The sequence below is a fragment of the Streptomyces sp. NBC_00989 genome (assembly GCF_045162655.1).
Classification (GTDB): domain Bacteria; phylum Actinomycetota; class Actinomycetes; order Streptomycetales; family Streptomycetaceae; genus Streptomyces.
In genome coordinates this window covers 6,064,468-6,079,220 of the sequence record NZ_CP108728.1, presented here as the reverse complement: position 1 = coordinate 6,079,220, position 14,753 = coordinate 6,064,468, and the positions used below count along the sequence as shown (strand labels likewise).

The window sequence follows — 14,753 nt, the reverse complement described above, 5'->3', positions numbered from 1 at the left end:
CCGACCAGGCACAAAAAAGATCGCGCTGGACCCGGCGGAGTCCAGCGCGATCTACGACGCACCCTGTTCATTTGGCTCAAGAGCGTTGGGCGTGGGCCCTGTTGGGGCAGAACCCGCGTCGCTTGGAGCTGTGTTGTCGGGCGCCGTGACAGGTTGGGGGACCTGCCGATTCGCCCTTATTCAGTTGGTCAGGCTTCGCTGCGCTGCTGCGGAATGCCCGCGAGCAGTGCACGGACCTCCGCCTCGCGGTAACGGCGGTGTCCGCCGAGCGTGCGAATCGAAGTGAGCTTGCCGGCCTTCGCCCACCGCGTGACCGTCTTGGGGTCCACACGGAACATCGTGGCGACCTCAGCCGGGGTCAGCAGCGGCTCGGCATCAGGGGTGCGAGCGGTCATGAGCGGCCTCCTCGGGAGAACCGAACCTTCTCGGTTCTTTCCTCTAAATTCTGCACCTTGACCCGCGTTGCCCGAAATGGCGTGTGCGGGTCGAGTCGGTTATAGGACGAACGGCTTGTCCTCGGCACTACAACTACACCATCTGTCCAACCGCGTAGGCCAAACCGATGGAATTGCCCTCCCAGGTGTCCATCAGCGACGGAAGCCGATGGACCATGCCATAGCGGACAGTCACACCACTGTGACGATCAGTCACAGGGGCGATCAGGAGTCATCCAGACCCCCCAAAGCGCGCAATACCGAGGTTCCGCCCAAAGCATGACGGATGGAGTCCTCCCCGGACTCCTTGTCCTATTTTGGCATGAGGAGGGGCAAGCGGCGCAAGGGATCTGTACGTGCGGTCCGTCACGCTTGGCATCAATCGTCCGTATCGGGACCTACGTCCCGTGTTGACGAACCGTAAGAATCCTATGCGCATCTGTTCGAAGATGTCAGCCGCGTTCGAAACCGCCGGCCCCGTCGATCTTCCCGTCAGTTCGCCGAGCGCCGGTCCCTGACCGACCGCCAGCGCTCCACGAGCCGCCCGTACGCCTCGCCCGCCGCCGCCCCGTCCCCGGTCCGCAGCGCCTCGATGCCCGCGGCCACGTCCGCCGCCGAGTGGTCGTCCTCCAGCTCGCCGGCCGGCAGGACGTGCACGAGCCCGCCGTAGTCCAACTCGACCAGGGACCGCGGATGGAACTCCTCCAGCCAGCGCCCCACGTCCACCAGACCCTCGATCAGCGGCCCGTCGTCCATCGCGTCCTTGAGGGCCCGCAGCGCCCGCGCCACCCGCCGCCGCGCCTGCACCATCGGCGTCCGGTACCGCAGCATCGGCGGCACGTCCCCGGAGGCCTTGTCGTAGCGCCGCTCCTCGTCACCGACGAGCACGAACCAGTTCAGCGGCACCTGCCAGGTCGCCGTGCGGATCCACGGCCGGGCGTCCGGATTCCGGGCCAGCCAGCGCTCGTAGTCCTGGGTGGCCTGATGCCGTACGAGCGGCGGGAGTACGGCGTCCAGGACCGGCGGCGGAAGCTCCTCCGCGAGGTCCCCCAGGGCCTGCCAGCCGCGCAGCCGGGTGCGCCAGGGGCAGACGCACACCACGCCGTCGACCTCCACCACGAAGGCGTCCGCGCTCTCGTGCACCGGCACCGGGACCGGCGGGGTGGGCAGCAGGTCGGCCAGCGCCCGGCGCAGTTCGTCCTGGTACGACGGGCGGTCGGGGCGGCGGGCGTAGCTGGTCCAGTGGCCGCGCTCGGGCTCCGGGAAGGCGGCCAGCGGCTCGTAGACCCGCAGATACGTCGCGTACGGGACGATCACCGAGGACACCTTCTTGGGCACGCCTGCTCCCTCCCCCGCCGGCCGTCGGGAAAACCTTCGGAACCCGCTCACAAACGCGCGGGAAAACTATGCAAATCGTCGCACGGCCACCCCCCTTCGGTAGGTGATCCTGAACACTGCACGGATGGCGGCCCGACCCAGGCTCTACGCTCATGCCACGGCACCCGCCACCCCTACGGGAGCCTGTCTCCAACCGCCGCCACTTACCCAGGAGTCACCACCGTGACCGACGTAGACAACGGCGTCCTGCACACCCTGTTCCACTCGGACCAGGGCGGTCATGAGCAAGTCGTGCTCTGCCAGGACCGGGCCAGCGGCCTCAAGGCCGTCATCGCCATCCACAACACCGCCCTGGGCCCCGCCCTGGGCGGTACGCGCTTCTACCCCTACGCCAGCGAGGAAGAGGCCGTCGCCGACGCGCTCAACCTCGCCCGCGGGATGTCGTACAAGAACGCCATGGCCGGTCTGGACCACGGCGGCGGCAAGGCCGTGATCATCGGTGACCCGGAGCGCGACAAGACCGAGGAACTGCTGCTCGCCTACGGCCGGTTCGTGGCCTCGCTCGGCGGGCGCTACGTCACCGCGTGCGATGTCGGCACGTATGTCGCCGACATGGACGTCGTGGCGCGCGAGTGCCGCTGGACGACCGGACGTTCCCCCGAGAACGGCGGCGCCGGCGACTCCTCCGTGCTGACCGCCTTCGGCGTCTTCCAGGGGATGCGGGCCAGCGCCCAGCACCTGTGGGGCGACCCGTCGCTGAGCGGCCGTACGGTCGGCATCGCGGGGGTCGGCAAGGTCGGGCACCACCTCGTGGAGCACCTGCGGGACGAGGGCGCCGAGGTCGTGATCACGGACGTGCGCGAGGAGTCCGTACGACGGATCCTCGACAAGCACCCGACGGGCGTCACGGCCGTCGCGGACACGGAGGCGCTGATCCGGGTCGAGGGGCTGGACATCTACGCCCCCTGCGCGCTCGGCGGCGCCCTGAACGACGCAACCGTGCCGGTGCTGACCGCCAAGGTGGTGTGCGGCGCGGCCAACAACCAGCTGGAGCATCCGGGCGTCGAGAAGGACCTCGCCGACCGCGGGATCCTCTACGCGCCGGACTACGTGGTGAACGCCGGTGGCGTGATCCAGGTCGCCGACGAGCTGCACGGGTTCGACTTCGAGCGGTGCAAGGCGAAGGCCGCGAAGATCTTCGACACCACGCTGGCCATATTCGCACGTGCGAAGGAAGACGGTATTCCGCCGGCCGCCGCGGCCGACCGGATCGCCGAGCAGCGAATGCACGAAGCCGCCGGAGCGCGCGGACGCTGAGGTTCCGTTTGGCTCCTCGGCAAGCGTCTCCGGTACCCGCCGGCGAAGACTTAGAGAGAACTCTCACGTTCGTCGGCGGGTCGCCTGCCAAGAAGTGGTTAAAATCGCGGTTGACCAGCGAGTACAGGGCACCTCGCGGGTCCTGGAGCCCGGCACGTGCTGCGGGCGACGTACCGTATGGGCGCGGGCTCAGGTACCGTGGAAGCCCTACGGACCGGTCTCTCCACGGAGAGTCCGTTCCAGATCATGAACGCGTGTCAAGACTCTGGGGCCACCGAGCCCCGTATCCGAGGGGGTCGAGCCATGGGGCGCGGCCGGGCAAAGGCCAAGCAGACGAAGGTCGCCCGCCAGCTGAAGTACAGCAGCGGCGGGACTGACCTCTCGCGTCTGGCCAATGAGCTGGGCGCTTCGACTTCGAGCCAGCCGCCGAATGGCGAGCCGTTCGAGGACGACGACGAGGAAGAAGACGACCCGTACGCTCAGTACGCGGATCTCTATAACGACGATGACGAGGACGAGGACGACGAGTCCGGTCCCCAGTCTCAACGTCGCGGCGCGTAACGCTTGCAGCGCGCTGAGCGGTAAAAACTTCCCGTTAGCTGACTGCACCTCGCCCGGTCCGGGGCACTAAGCACCGGACCGGGTTTTGTGCTGCCGTCACGGGGCTCCGCCCCGGACCCCGCTCCTCAAACGCCGGAGAGGCTGATTTTGCGTCCGGAAGCCGCTGCCTCGCGCGTCCCGTAGCGGCTGATCTACGCGTAGTCGCCGACCATCTCCGCGCCCGTCGCGTGATCTCCCCGCTCGGTGATCTCGCCCGCGACCCACGCCTCGACCCCGCGGTCGGCCAGGGTCTCCAGGGCCACGTCCGCCGACTCCTCGGGGACGATCGCGATCATGCCGACGCCCATGTTCAGGGTCTTCTCCAGCTCCAGGCGCTCGACCTGGCCCGTCCTGCCGACGAGGTCGAAGATCGGCGCCGGGGTCCAGGTGGAGCGGTCCACGATCGCGTGCAGGCCGTCCGGGATGACCCGGGCGAGGTTCGCGGCGAGTCCGCCGCCGGTGACGTGCGAGAAGGCGTGCACGTCGGTCGTACGGGTCAGCGCCAGGCAGTCCAGCGAGTAGATCTTGGTGGGGACGAGGAGTTCCTCGCCGAGCGTGCGGCCGAGCTCCTCGACGCGTGCCTCCAGGTCGAGACCGGCCTGGTTCAGGAGCACATGCCGGACGAGCGAGTACCCGTTCGAGTGAAGTCCGGAGGAGGCCATCGCGATGACCGCGTCACCCGTCCGGATGCGATCCGGGCCGAGCAGCCGGTCGGCCTCCACGACGCCCGTACCGGCGCCCGCGACGTCGAAGTCGTCCGGGCCCAGCAGACCGGGGTGTTCGGCGGTCTCGCCGCCGACCAGGGCGCAGCCGGCCAGCACACAGCCCTCGGCGATGCCCTTGACGATGGCCGCGACACGCTCGGGGTGCACCTTGCCGACACAGATGTAGTCGGTCATGAAGAGCGGCTCGGCACCGCACACCACGATGTCGTCCATGACCATGGCGACCAGGTCGTGGCCGATCGTGTCGTAGACGCCGAGCTGGCGCGCGATGTCGACCTTCGTGCCGACGCCGTCCGTGGCGGAGGCGAGCAGGGGGCGCTCGAACCGCTTGAGGGCGGAGGCGTCGAAGAGCCCGGCGAAGCCGCCGAGGCCGCCGAGGACCTCGGGGCGCTGGGTCTTCTTCACCCACTCCTTCATGAGTTCTACGGCGCGGTCGCCCGCTTCGATGTCGACGCCGGCGGCCGCGTAGGAAGCACCGGGAGTGGAGGTCTCAGACATTGCCTGGGATCTTTCGCGTTGATTGATACGGCGGGGCTTACGGGCGACGGATCGCGTCGGCCGCTGCCGTGGCGGCCGGACCGGCCGCCAGCTCGGTCTCCAGGAGCTGCTTGCCGAGCAGCTCGGGGTCCGGGAGCTCCATCGGGTACTCGCCGTCGAAGCAGGCGCGGCACAGGTTCGGCTTGGCGATGGTGGTCGCGTCGATCATGCCGTCGATGGAGATGTACGCCAGGGAGTCGGCGCCCAGGGAGACACCGATCTCGTCGACGGTCATGCCGTTGGCGATGAGTTCGGCGCGGGTGGGGAAGTCGATGCCGAAGAAGCAGGGCCACTTCACGGGCGGCGAGGAGATCCGGATGTGGACCTCGGCGGCGCCGGCCTCGCGGAGCATGCGCACCAGCGCGCGCTGGGTGTTGCCGCGCACGATCGAGTCGTCGACGACGACCAGGCGCTTGCCCTTGATGACTTCCTTCAGCGGATTCAGCTTCAGGCGGATGCCGAGCTGCCGGATGGTCTGCGAAGGCTGGATGAACGTACGGCCGACGTAGGCGTTCTTCACCAGACCCGCACCGAACGGGATGCCCGAGGCCTCCGCGTATCCGATGGCGGCCGGGGTGCCGGACTCCGGAGTCGCTATGACCAGATCGGCGTCGACCGGAGCTTCTTTGGCGAGTTTCCGGCCCATCTCGACACGGGAGAGGTAGACGTTCCGACCGGCGATGTCGGTGTCGGGGCGGGCGAGATAGACGTACTCGAAGACGCAGCCCTTGGGCTTCGCTTCCGCGAATCGGGAGGTGCGCAGGCCGTTCTCGTCGATGGCGACGAACTCGCCCGGCTCGATCTCGCGGACGTACGCGGCGCCGCAGATGTCGAGGGCGGCGGACTCGGAGGCGACGACCCAGCCGCGCTCCAGCCGGCCGAGGACCAGCGGGCGGACGCCCTGCGGGTCACGGGCGGCGTAGAGAGTGTGCTCGTCCATGAAGACGAGCGAGAAGGCGCCCTTGACCTGCGGGAGGACCGCGTGGGCGGCTTCCTCGATGGTCAGCGGCTTGCCGTCGGTGTCGACCTGGGCCGCGAGGAGCGCGGTCAGAAGGTCGGTGTCGTTGGTGGCCGCTACGCGGGGCGTACGGCCTTCCTGCTTGGGGAGGTCGGCGACCATCTCCGCGAGCTGCGCGGTGTTGACCAGGTTGCCGTTGTGGCCGAGCGCGATCGAGCCGTGCGCGGTGGCGCGGAACGTCGGCTGGGCGTTCTCCCAGGTGGAGGCGCCGGTGGTCGAGTAGCGGGCGTGTCCGACCGCGATATGACCCTGGAGCGAACTGAGGGAGGTCTCGTCGAAGACCTGGGACACGAGGCCCATGTCCTTGAAGACGAGGATCTGGGAGCCGTTGCTGACCGCGATTCCCGCGGATTCCTGACCCCGATGCTGGAGGGCGTAGAGCCCGAAGTAAGTGAGCTTGGCGACCTCTTCACCGGGAGCCCAGACTCCGAAGACGCCGCAAGCGTCCTGGGGTCCTTTCTCGCCGGGGAGCAGATCATGACTGAGTCGACCGTCACCACGTGGCACGGCACCGAGTGTAGGCGAGATCGACCACTGGTCCGAATTGGGGTTACTCGTCGGTAGTGGATCACTTGGCGGCGACGGCGCGAACGATCGTGCCGTTTCCGCTGGTCAGCGTGAGGGTGTCGTGATCCACTCGGTAACCGACCTGGCCGTCGAAGAGGCCGAGCAGCGTGCGTTCGGTGCCCATGAGTGAGGCGTCGCACATCATTCGGGTGGTGGACGGGCGGCCCAGCGTGATGCGTCCGGCGCGTACGGTGGCCGTCGCGTTGACGGCGTTGCAGCCCAGGCGGCCACCGACCTTGCCGTTCTTCGCGTCGAAGGTGAGCCGCGGTGTGCCGTGCACCTGCTGTGCCGAGCCGGCCGTGCTGATGCCCCGCACCTGCCAGTCGACGCCGGTGACGGGCCGTTGCACGTCTACCGATCCGCTGCCGCTGCCGCTGTTCGTCTTCTCGCTGCCGCACGCCACGACGAGCGGGACGATGGTCAGGACGGCGAGGGTGAATCGCTGTTTGTCCATGAGGGTGGGACGGGTGGGATGGGGGACGGGTTCCCTTCGGGACTCCCCGGGGCACTTCCGGATTCCCCGGGGGCACTTCCGGATTCTCCGGGTCGCCTCCGCCTCACCCCATGATCGGCAGCAGTCCGCTCAGATCCGCCCGCTCGCCGCTCGCGCTGACCTTCGCCTCTTCTACGGCGTCCTTCCACCGCGTCCGGCCGGTCGCGAGCCGGAGCCAGGTCAGGGGGTCGGTCTCCACGACGTTGGGCGGGGTGCCGCGGGTGTGCCGGGGGCCTTCGACACACTGGACCACGGCGTAGGGCGGGATGCGGACCTCGGTCGAGCCGCCGGGGGCTTTCACGGCCAGGGCATCGGCCAGCAGTCTCGTGCAGGTGGCGAGGGCCTGGCGGTCGTAGGGGATGTCGAGGCCCGGGACGGCGGCGTTCAAGTCGTCGGTGTGGACGACGAGTTCGACGGTGCGGGTGACTAGGTAGTCGGCCAGGGGCATCGCGCCGGCGTTGGTTTCGAGGACGCGGGTGCCGGGGTTCGTGTCCAGGTGTTCGGTGAGGGTCTGCTCGACGTCGGCGAGGTAGGTGTCGAGGTCGGGGTGCTGTTCGGCGAGCGTGTGCGTGAAGTCGTCGATGGCCGAGGAGTTGGCCGCGGTGGCGAAGGGCCAGTCGAGGATCACGGCGTTCTGGGCGGGCGGGGCGGGAAAGTCCAGGGAGCGGTGGACTGCGGTGATCGCCATGCCGATGTGTGCGACGAGTTCGCGTACGGTCCAGTCGCCCAGGCGGGTGGGGAGCGCGAGTTGGTCGGGGGTGAGTGTGCCTACGGCCTGGCGTACGTTCCCGAACTGGGCGAGGACCGCGGTGCGGGTCTTGGCGGGGTCGTAGGTACGCGCGCGCTTCTTGGCCGTGGGCATGGCGGTGAGCCTAGTGCTTGGTGCGGGGGAGCCTCGCGGCGTTCTGCGCCCGTGGTCGCCGAGCCCGCTGTCCACCAACGTGAAGGCGCGCGCGGCACGTTCGGGGGTCTCCTCGGCGAGGTGTGCGGCCAGGTCCCGGGTGCCCTTCTGGGCGGCCGGGAAGACACGGTCCCGCAGGACCGGGATCCCCAGGACGAGTTCACGCAACTGGCGGACGAACACCTCATTGGCCAGGCCGACCGACGGGTCGCGCGCCTCGACCAGCTCCAGGAACTGCCTCCGTACGGCGTCCACCGCGGACTCGCCGGGTCGGCGCTCGCGCACCGCGCGGGCCGCGTCGGTGATCTCCTGCACGGACACGTTGTCGCCGCGCGGGCCGACCGGGCGAAACAGGCTTCCTGCGATATTCGGTGCCGGAGACGCGGGTAGCGCATCATCGCGTATCGGTCACTCGACCGGGGTTGTCCCGGTCGACTCCGAGCAGCCACGGCAAGCGCGCCCTGGAGGGGGCCGACAGAGTGCGGGCGCGCCGCCGTACCCGCCTCCGGACCGTCGGCGACACCTCGCGGCCACCGTCCCGATCGTCCGGGACCTGGACCCCGCCCACGGCATCGACAAGATCCCGTGGCTGGTCAGCGCGTATGCGCTCGCGTCGGCGGCGATGCTCCCGCTGTACGGCAAGCTCTGTGACGTCCACGGACCCAAGCGGGTCTTCACCGCGGCGATCACGACATTCCTGCTCGGCTCGGGGCTGTGCGGCGCCGCGCGGTCGATGGACCGGCTCATCGCGGCGCGTGCGCTCCAAGGCCTGGGCGGGGGTGGCCTGATCGCGGGCGGGGCGATGGCGATCGGCCCGTGGATCGGCGGTCCGCTCGCCGACCATGCGAACTGGCGGTGGATCTTCTACGTCAACCTGCCGGTGGGCATGGTGGTCCTGGTCACGGCCGCCTTCGCGCTGAAGCTCCCCGAGCATCATGTCCGGCGCCCGCTGGACTACTTGGGCGCGGGGTTGGTCGGCACGGACGTTCACGCTGAGCGGTACGGCGACGACGGCACTCGCGTTCGCGCCGCTCGCCACGACGACCGGCCCGGACACGTCCCTCTGGCTGATCCGAGCGGAGTTGTTTCTGGCGGGGGCGGGGGTTCGGTCAGCTCGTCGGGCAACTGGTCCTGCTGGTCCAGGACTCCGCGCCGCGCCACCAGTTGGGGGTGGCCACGACGTCGATCCGTTTCTTCCAGACCCTGGGCAACGCGCTGGGCACGGCTGTCTTCGGCACGGTGCTGGCCCGCTTCTACGCCGGGCACGGGCCCGGCGCGGACATCACGGGGCTGGCTCATCTGACGGGTTCGGCGCGCGTGGCCGGCGTCCAGGCCTTTGTGGATGCGACGCGGGTGGTGTTCTGGGGTGGGGCCGGGTTGATGGGGGTGGCCGCGGTGTTGGCTTGGAGGTTGCCCAAGTCCGGTGTGGTGAAGGGGAGTTCGGTCACGAACGCGTGCCGAACTGACCGCGAGCCGCCGTGTCGGATGTCTGTCGGAGCTGTCGGTATCGCGTCGGCGATCTGTCGGCACGGCGTTGAAGCCTTGGTCGGGATCCCGCCGGGTGACCGTCCGGCAGGCCCACGACACGCAGGGAGTCCTCATGACCACTCATGTCACGATCATCGGCGCCGGACTCGGCGGACTGACCCTCGCCCGTGTCCTGCACGTCCACGGCATACCTGCCACGATCTACGAGGCCGAGGCCTCACCGATGGCCCGCCTACAGGGCGGCATGCTCGACATCCACGACTACAACGGTCAACTCGCCCTGAAGGAAGCCGACTTGATAGACGAGTTCCGCGCCATCATCCTGGAGGGCCGCCAGACGACCCGCGTCCTCGACCGGGACGGCACCGTCCTGATGGAGGAGCCCGACGACGGCACCGGTGGCCGACCCGAGGTGCAGCGCGGCGAACTGCGGCAGATCCTGCTCGACTCGCTGCCGGCCGGCACCGTGCGGTGGGGGCACAAGGTCAGCGGTGTCCGTGCGCTTGGCGACGGTCGGCACGAAGTCGGGTTCGGCGACGGCGGCAGCATCGTCACAGACCTGCTCGTCGGCGCCGACGGCGCCTGGTCGCGCGTACGGCCGTTGCTGTCGGACGCCGTTCCCGAGTACTTCGGCCGGTCGTTCGTCGAGACCTATCTGTACGACAGCGAGACCCGGCACCCGGTCGCCGCGAGGACGGTCGGCGGCGGCTCGCTGTTCGTGCTCCCGCCGGACTCGAGGGCGAGCGGGAAGTGGATCGGGGCGCACCGGGAGAGCGGCGAGACGCTGCACGCCTATGTGACGCTGGCCAGGCCCCTGGAGTGGTTCGACCGCATCGACTTCACCGACGCCGCCGCGGCCACCGCGCGGATCGCCGCCGAGTTCGACGGCTGGGCACCCGAGATCACCGCCCTGATCACCGACAGCGACACCGCGCCGGTCGTGCGTCCCTTCAACTCGCTGCCGATCGGGCACCGTTGGGACCGGGTACCGGGAGCGACCCTCCTCGGCGATGCCGCCCACCTCTCCCCGCCGGACGGCGAAGGCGCCAACCTGGCCATGCAGGACGCCGCCGAACTCGGCAGGGCCATCGCCGACCGTCCCGACGACATCGAGGCCGCGCTCACCTCGTACGAGGAAGCGCTGTTCCCCCGTAGCGCCAAGGCGGCAGCCGATGCCGTGGCCACCAACGACGCCATCGGACAGGACCTGATCGGCTTCTTCGCCCGGGACGGGCAGACCGCGTAACGAAGAAGCGTTCGTGGAACGGTCGGCGTGACCGTTCCACGAACGCCTTCGTCATGACGCCGCCCCGGACAGGTCCTGGGTCTTGGACGGCTCGAACGTGGCCGCGGCCGGGAACCTCAGCCCGGCACAGGCCTTCGCGATCCGGTCCCGGCTGGCGGACCGGTCGAAGTGATCCCTCGTCTCCAGCCACAGCCCCCAGCCGCCCGTACCGACCCCGAACACCGCTGCCACAGCCACGAGTTGGTCGAAGGCGTTGCGCCGACTGCTCCCCCGGTCCGGAGTCAGCCGGCGGGAGCGCGGAAAGGGCGCCCTGGCACGCTCGGAGGATTCAGGAGCGTTTTCACCGTGAAAGCTCACGCGCGCCTCCGGCCGCCGCCGAACTCGCGTATCCCTACTGGTACTTCCACATTCGCGCTCCCCCGTTTCCACGCCCACGACCGTCGAAGTCAACACAAGCGAAGGCCCTGCCCGGATCCCGGACAGGGCCTTCACCCGCATGCGTTCCTACGACGGACTATGGCGTCCTACGCCAGCAGCGCCGGGATCGTTCCCTCGTGCGCCTCGCGCAGCTCCTCCAAGGAGAGCGCGAACTCGCCCTGGATCTCCACCGACTGGCCGTCCACGACACCGATGCGGGTGACAGGCAGACCCCGTGCCCCGCACATGTCGTTGAAGCGCAGTTCCTCCGAGCGCGGGATCGCGACCACCGCGCGGCCCGCCGACTCCGAGAAGAGAAAGGTGAACGCGTCGAGACCGTCGGGAACGATCAGGCGTGCGCCCTTCTCGCCCAACAGGGCCGATTCCACTACCGCTTGGATCAGACCGCCGTCGGACAGGTCGTGCGCCGAGTCGATCATTCCGTCGCGCGACGCGGAGATCAGGATCTCGGCCAGCAGCCGCTCCCGCTCCAGGTCGACCTTCGGGGGCAGGCCGCCGAGGTGGTCGTGGACGACCTGCGACCAGGCCGAGCCCCCGAACTCCTCGCGGGTGTCACCGAGGAGGTAGAGGAGCTGGCCCTCTTCCTGGAAGGCGACCGGTGTGCGGCGGGCCACGTCGTCGATGACGCCCAACACCGCTACCACCGGGGTCGGGTGGATCGCCACGTCGCCCGTCTGGTTGTAGAGGGAGACGTTGCCGCCCGTCACCGGCGTGCCCAACTGCTGGCAGGCGTCCGCCAGTCCACGGATCGCCTCCGCGAACTGCCACATCACCGCCGGGTCCTCGGGCGAACCGAAGTTCAGGCAGTCGGAGACGGCGAGGGGCTTCGCGCCCGTCGTCGCCACGTTGCGGTAGGCCTCCGAGAGCGCCAACTGCGCGCCCGCGTACGGGTCCAGCTTCGCGTACCGGCCGTTGCCGTCCGTCGCGATGGCGACCCCGAGGCCGGTCTCCTCGTCGATGCGGATCATGCCCGAGTCCTCGGGCTGCGCCAGCACCGTGTTGCCCTGCACGAAGTGGTCGTACTGCGACGTGATCCACTTCTTGGACGCCTGGTTCGGGGACGACACCAGCGCCAGGACCTGGGACTTCAGTTCCTCCGAAGTGCCGGGCCGGGCAAGCTTGTTGGCGTCGTCCGCCTGGAGCGCGTCCTGCCAGGACGGGCGGGCGTACGGGCGCTCGTAGACCGGGCCGTCGTGCGCGACCGTGCGCGGGTCAACGTCCACGATCTTGCCGCCGTGCCAGAAGATCTCGAGGCGGTCGCCGTCGGTCACCTCACCGATGACCGTGGCGATGACGTCCCACTTCTCGCAGATCTCCAGGAAGCGGGCGACCTTCGACGGCTCCACGACCGCGCACATCCGCTCCTGCGACTCGCTCATGAGGATTTCCTCGGGAGAGAGGGTCGAGTCGCGGAGGGGGACGTCGTCGAGCGTCACCGTCATGCCGCCGGAGCCGTTCGACGCCAACTCGCTTGTGGCGCAGGAGAGTCCGGCCGCTCCCAGGTCCTGGATGCCGACTACCAGCTTCTCGGCGAAGGCCTCCAGGGTGCACTCGATGAGGAGCTTCTCCTGGAAGGGGTCGCCTACCTGGACCGCCGGGCGCTTCGACGGCTTCGCGTCGTCGAAGGTCTCGGACGCCAGGATCGACGCGCCGCCGATGCCGTCGCCGCCCGTGCGGGCGCCGTAGAGGATGACCTTGTTGCCCGCGCCGGAGGCCTTCGCGAGGTGGATGTCCTCGTGCCGCATGACGCCGATGGCGCCGGCGTTGACCAGCGGGTTGCCCTGGTAGCAGGCGTCGAAGACGACCTCGCCGCCGATGTTCGGGAGGCCGAGGCAGTTGCCGTAGCCGCCGATGCCCGCGACGACGCCCGGGAGGACGCGCTTGGTGTCGGGGTGGTCGGCCGCGCCGAAGCGCAGGGGGTCCACGACCGCGACCGGGCGCGCGCCCATCGCGATGATGTCGCGCACGATGCCGCCGACGCCCGTGGCCGCGCCCTGGTAGGGCTCGACGTAGGAGGGGTGGTTGTGCGACTCGACCTTGAAGGTGACCGCGTAGCCCTGGCCCACGTCCACGACGCCCGCGTTCTCGCCGATGCCCACGAGCAGGGCGTCGGACTGCGGGGCCTTCTCGCCGAACTGGCGGAGGTGGACCTTGGAGGACTTGTACGAGCAGTGCTCGGACCACATGACCGAGTACATGGCCAGCTCGGCGCCGGTCGGGCGGCGGCCGAGGATCTCGACCACCCGCTCGTACTCGTCCTTCTTCAGGCCGAGTTCGGCCCAGGGCAGCTCGACGTCGGGGGTCTCGGCCGCGTGCTCGACCGTGTCCAGAGGCGTCCGGCTCATGCGTTGACCAGCTTCTTGAGGATCGAGGTGAAGAAGGGGAGGCCGTCGGTGCGGCCGGACCCGACGAGCGGCTCGACGGCGTGCTCCGGGTGGGGCATGAGGCCTACGACGTTCCCGGCTGCGTTCGTGATGCCCGCGATGTCGCGCAGGGAGCCGTTCGGGTTCACGTCGAGGTAGCGGAAGACGACGCGGCCTTCCGCCTCCAGCTCGTCGAGCGTGTGCTCGTCGGCGACGTAGCGGCCGTCCATGTTCTTCAGCGGGATGTGGATCTCCTGGCCGGACGCGTAGTCGCTGGTCCAGGAGGTGTCCGCGTTCTCCACCCGCAGTTTCTGGTCACGGCAGATGAAGTGCAGGTGGTTGTTGCCGAGCATCGCGCCGGGGAGGAGGTGCGCCTCGGTGAGGATCTGGAAGCCGTTGCAGATACCGAGGACGGGGAGTCCCGACTTCGCCTGCTCGATGACCGTCTCCATCACCGGCGAGAAACGGGAGATGGCACCCGCGCGCAGATAGTCGCCGTAGGAAAATCCGCCCGGGAGGACGACCGCGTCGACCTGGTGGAGGTTCTTGTCCTTGTGCCAGAGGGCTACCGGTTCGGCGCCGGCGAGACGGATCGCGCGCTGGGTGTCACGGTCGTCGAGGCTGCCGGGGAAAGTGACGACGCCAATACGAGCGGTCACTTGGCGGCCTCCGCCACTTCTTCCACCTTGACGGTGAAGTCCTCGATCACCGTGTTGGCGAGGAAGGATTCCGCAAGATCGTGGATGCGGGCGAGCGCGGCCTCGTCGACCGGTCCGTCAACTTCCAGTTCGAATCGCTTTCCCTGACGTACGTCGGAGATGCCTTCGAAACCCAGGCGCGGCAGCGCACGCTGGACCGCCTGGCCCTGGGGGTCGAGGATCTCCGGCTTGAGCATGACGTCGACTACGACGCGTGCCACTGGCACTCCCGGTGTTGTGGTGCTGAGCGTGTTCCTGCGGGTCTTCGACAGGTGTCTTCAGACTACCCGCACAAAATTTCTACGCGAGTAGAGTTGTAGGAATCTACGTGATGACCATCACGATCCGGTGTCGGGCGGGGGTCTTCACGAAAAGTTCAGGGAAAGATCCCGGATCGATCCCGGTTCCCTATTGCGCGGAGACACGCGGGAAGATTTAGCCGGGCTTCACATTGCATTGCCGGGCACTGTACAAATGAATTGGCAATAGCCGATACTTTGCCCAATAACAGGCGGACAGTCGACATCTCCGCACCTCCGTGACGTCTCCGTGCGTCCCCGCGGATAGTGCGGTTTCAGGTGTCGCACGAA

The 14,753-nt window shown here is 68.8% G+C and carries 13 protein-coding genes and 1 pseudogene; 4 read left to right on the top strand and 10 right to left on the bottom strand.

Features of this window, described 5'->3' with window-relative positions; all coding sequences use genetic code 11:
• Window positions 1-188: 188 nt before the first annotated feature.
• A complete protein-coding gene (bldC, locus tag OG714_RS26905) occupies window positions 189-395 on the bottom strand; it encodes a developmental transcriptional regulator BldC (RefSeq protein ID WP_003949541.1) in 207 nt (68 codons plus the stop codon).
• Between the two features lie 531 nt (window positions 396-926).
• Complete coding sequence (locus OG714_RS26900) at window positions 927-1,772, bottom strand: hypothetical protein (protein WP_406124719.1); 846 nt, start codon at window positions 1,770-1,772, stop codon at window positions 927-929.
• A gap of 222 nt (window positions 1,773-1,994) precedes the next feature.
• Here OG714_RS26900 and OG714_RS26895 point away from each other — a divergent pair, with 222 nt between their 5' ends.
• On the top strand, window positions 1,995-3,089 hold the full coding sequence (locus OG714_RS26895) for a Leu/Phe/Val dehydrogenase (protein ID WP_406124717.1): 1,095 nt from the start codon (window positions 1,995-1,997) through the stop codon (window positions 3,087-3,089).
• A 303-nt stretch (window positions 3,090-3,392) separates the two neighbouring features.
• Complete coding sequence (locus OG714_RS26890; RefSeq protein WP_019061825.1) at window positions 3,393-3,650, top strand: DUF3073 domain-containing protein; 258 nt, start codon at window positions 3,393-3,395, stop codon at window positions 3,648-3,650.
• Between the two features lie 191 nt (window positions 3,651-3,841).
• Here the strand turns inward: OG714_RS26890 and purM are convergent, their stop codons facing one another.
• The 4 genes from purM to OG714_RS26870 form a co-directional block, all read right to left on the bottom strand.
• The gene (gene purM, locus OG714_RS26885) at window positions 3,842-4,912 is read right to left on the bottom strand and encodes a phosphoribosylformylglycinamidine cyclo-ligase (protein ID WP_406124715.1); all 1,071 of its coding nucleotides are present in this window, start codon (window positions 4,910-4,912) and stop codon (window positions 3,842-3,844) included.
• A gap of 37 nt (window positions 4,913-4,949) precedes the next feature.
• On the bottom strand, window positions 4,950-6,476 hold the full coding sequence (gene purF / locus OG714_RS26880; RefSeq protein ID WP_406124713.1) for an amidophosphoribosyltransferase: 1,527 nt from the start codon (window positions 6,474-6,476) through the stop codon (window positions 4,950-4,952).
• Between the two features lie 61 nt (window positions 6,477-6,537).
• A complete protein-coding gene (locus OG714_RS26875) occupies window positions 6,538-6,990 on the bottom strand; it encodes an META domain-containing protein (protein ID WP_406124711.1) in 453 nt (150 codons plus the stop codon).
• A 103-nt stretch (window positions 6,991-7,093) separates the two neighbouring features.
• Window positions 7,094-7,891, bottom strand: coding sequence for a sterol carrier family protein (locus tag OG714_RS26870; RefSeq protein WP_406131964.1), 798 nt, complete (start codon window positions 7,889-7,891; stop codon window positions 7,094-7,096).
• A gap of 565 nt (window positions 7,892-8,456) precedes the next feature.
• Here OG714_RS26870 and OG714_RS26865 point away from each other — a divergent pair.
• Window positions 8,457-9,205 (top strand): annotated as a pseudogene (locus tag OG714_RS26865) (MFS transporter); the annotation flags it as partial.
• A 325-nt stretch (window positions 9,206-9,530) separates the two neighbouring features.
• Entirely contained in the window at window positions 9,531-10,664 is a 1,134-nt protein-coding gene (locus OG714_RS26860; RefSeq protein ID WP_406124709.1) for an FAD-dependent oxidoreductase, read from the top strand.
• 51 nt (window positions 10,665-10,715) lie between these two features.
• Here the strand turns inward: OG714_RS26860 and OG714_RS26855 are convergent, their stop codons facing one another.
• The 4 genes from OG714_RS26855 to purS form a co-directional block, all read right to left on the bottom strand.
• Window positions 10,716-11,021: a hypothetical protein gene (locus OG714_RS26855; RefSeq protein ID WP_406124707.1), complete on the bottom strand. Its 306-nt coding sequence runs from the start codon at window positions 11,019-11,021 to the stop codon at window positions 10,716-10,718.
• A 167-nt stretch (window positions 11,022-11,188) separates the two neighbouring features.
• Complete coding sequence (purL, locus tag OG714_RS26850) at window positions 11,189-13,447, bottom strand: phosphoribosylformylglycinamidine synthase subunit PurL (protein WP_406124706.1); 2,259 nt, start codon at window positions 13,445-13,447, stop codon at window positions 11,189-11,191.
• Window positions 13,444-14,124, bottom strand: a complete 681-nt coding sequence (gene purQ, locus OG714_RS26845; RefSeq protein WP_406124704.1) for a phosphoribosylformylglycinamidine synthase subunit PurQ — start codon at window positions 14,122-14,124, stop codon at window positions 13,444-13,446. The genes purL and purQ overlap by 4 nt, the downstream gene beginning before the upstream one ends.
• The gene (gene purS / locus OG714_RS26840) at window positions 14,121-14,384 is read right to left on the bottom strand and encodes a phosphoribosylformylglycinamidine synthase subunit PurS (protein ID WP_015659417.1); all 264 of its coding nucleotides are present in this window, start codon (window positions 14,382-14,384) and stop codon (window positions 14,121-14,123) included. The genes purQ and purS overlap by 4 nt, the downstream gene beginning before the upstream one ends.
• Between the last annotated feature and the right edge of the window lie 369 nt (window positions 14,385-14,753).

Coding starts and splice junctions, on each gene's coding strand:
- OG714_RS26890 (WP_019061825.1), top strand. CDS start 3,393: ATGGGGCGCGGCCGGGCAAAGGCCAAGCAGACGAAGGTCGCCCGCCAG.
- OG714_RS26860 (WP_406124709.1), top strand. CDS start 9,531: ATGACCACTCATGTCACGATCATCGGCGCCGGACTCGGCGGACTGACC.
- OG714_RS26875 (WP_406124711.1), bottom strand. CDS start 6,990: ATGGACAAACAGCGATTCACCCTCGCCGTCCTGACCATCGTCCCGCTC.
- purM (WP_406124715.1), bottom strand. CDS start 4,912: ATGTCTGAGACCTCCACTCCCGGTGCTTCCTACGCGGCCGCCGGCGTC.
- OG714_RS26870 (WP_406131964.1), bottom strand. CDS start 7,891: ATGCCCACGGCCAAGAAGCGCGCGCGTACCTACGACCCCGCCAAGACC.
- bldC (WP_003949541.1), bottom strand. CDS start 395: ATGACCGCTCGCACCCCTGATGCCGAGCCGCTGCTGACCCCGGCTGAG.
- purL (WP_406124706.1), bottom strand. CDS start 13,447: ATGAGCCGGACGCCTCTGGACACGGTCGAGCACGCGGCCGAGACCCCC.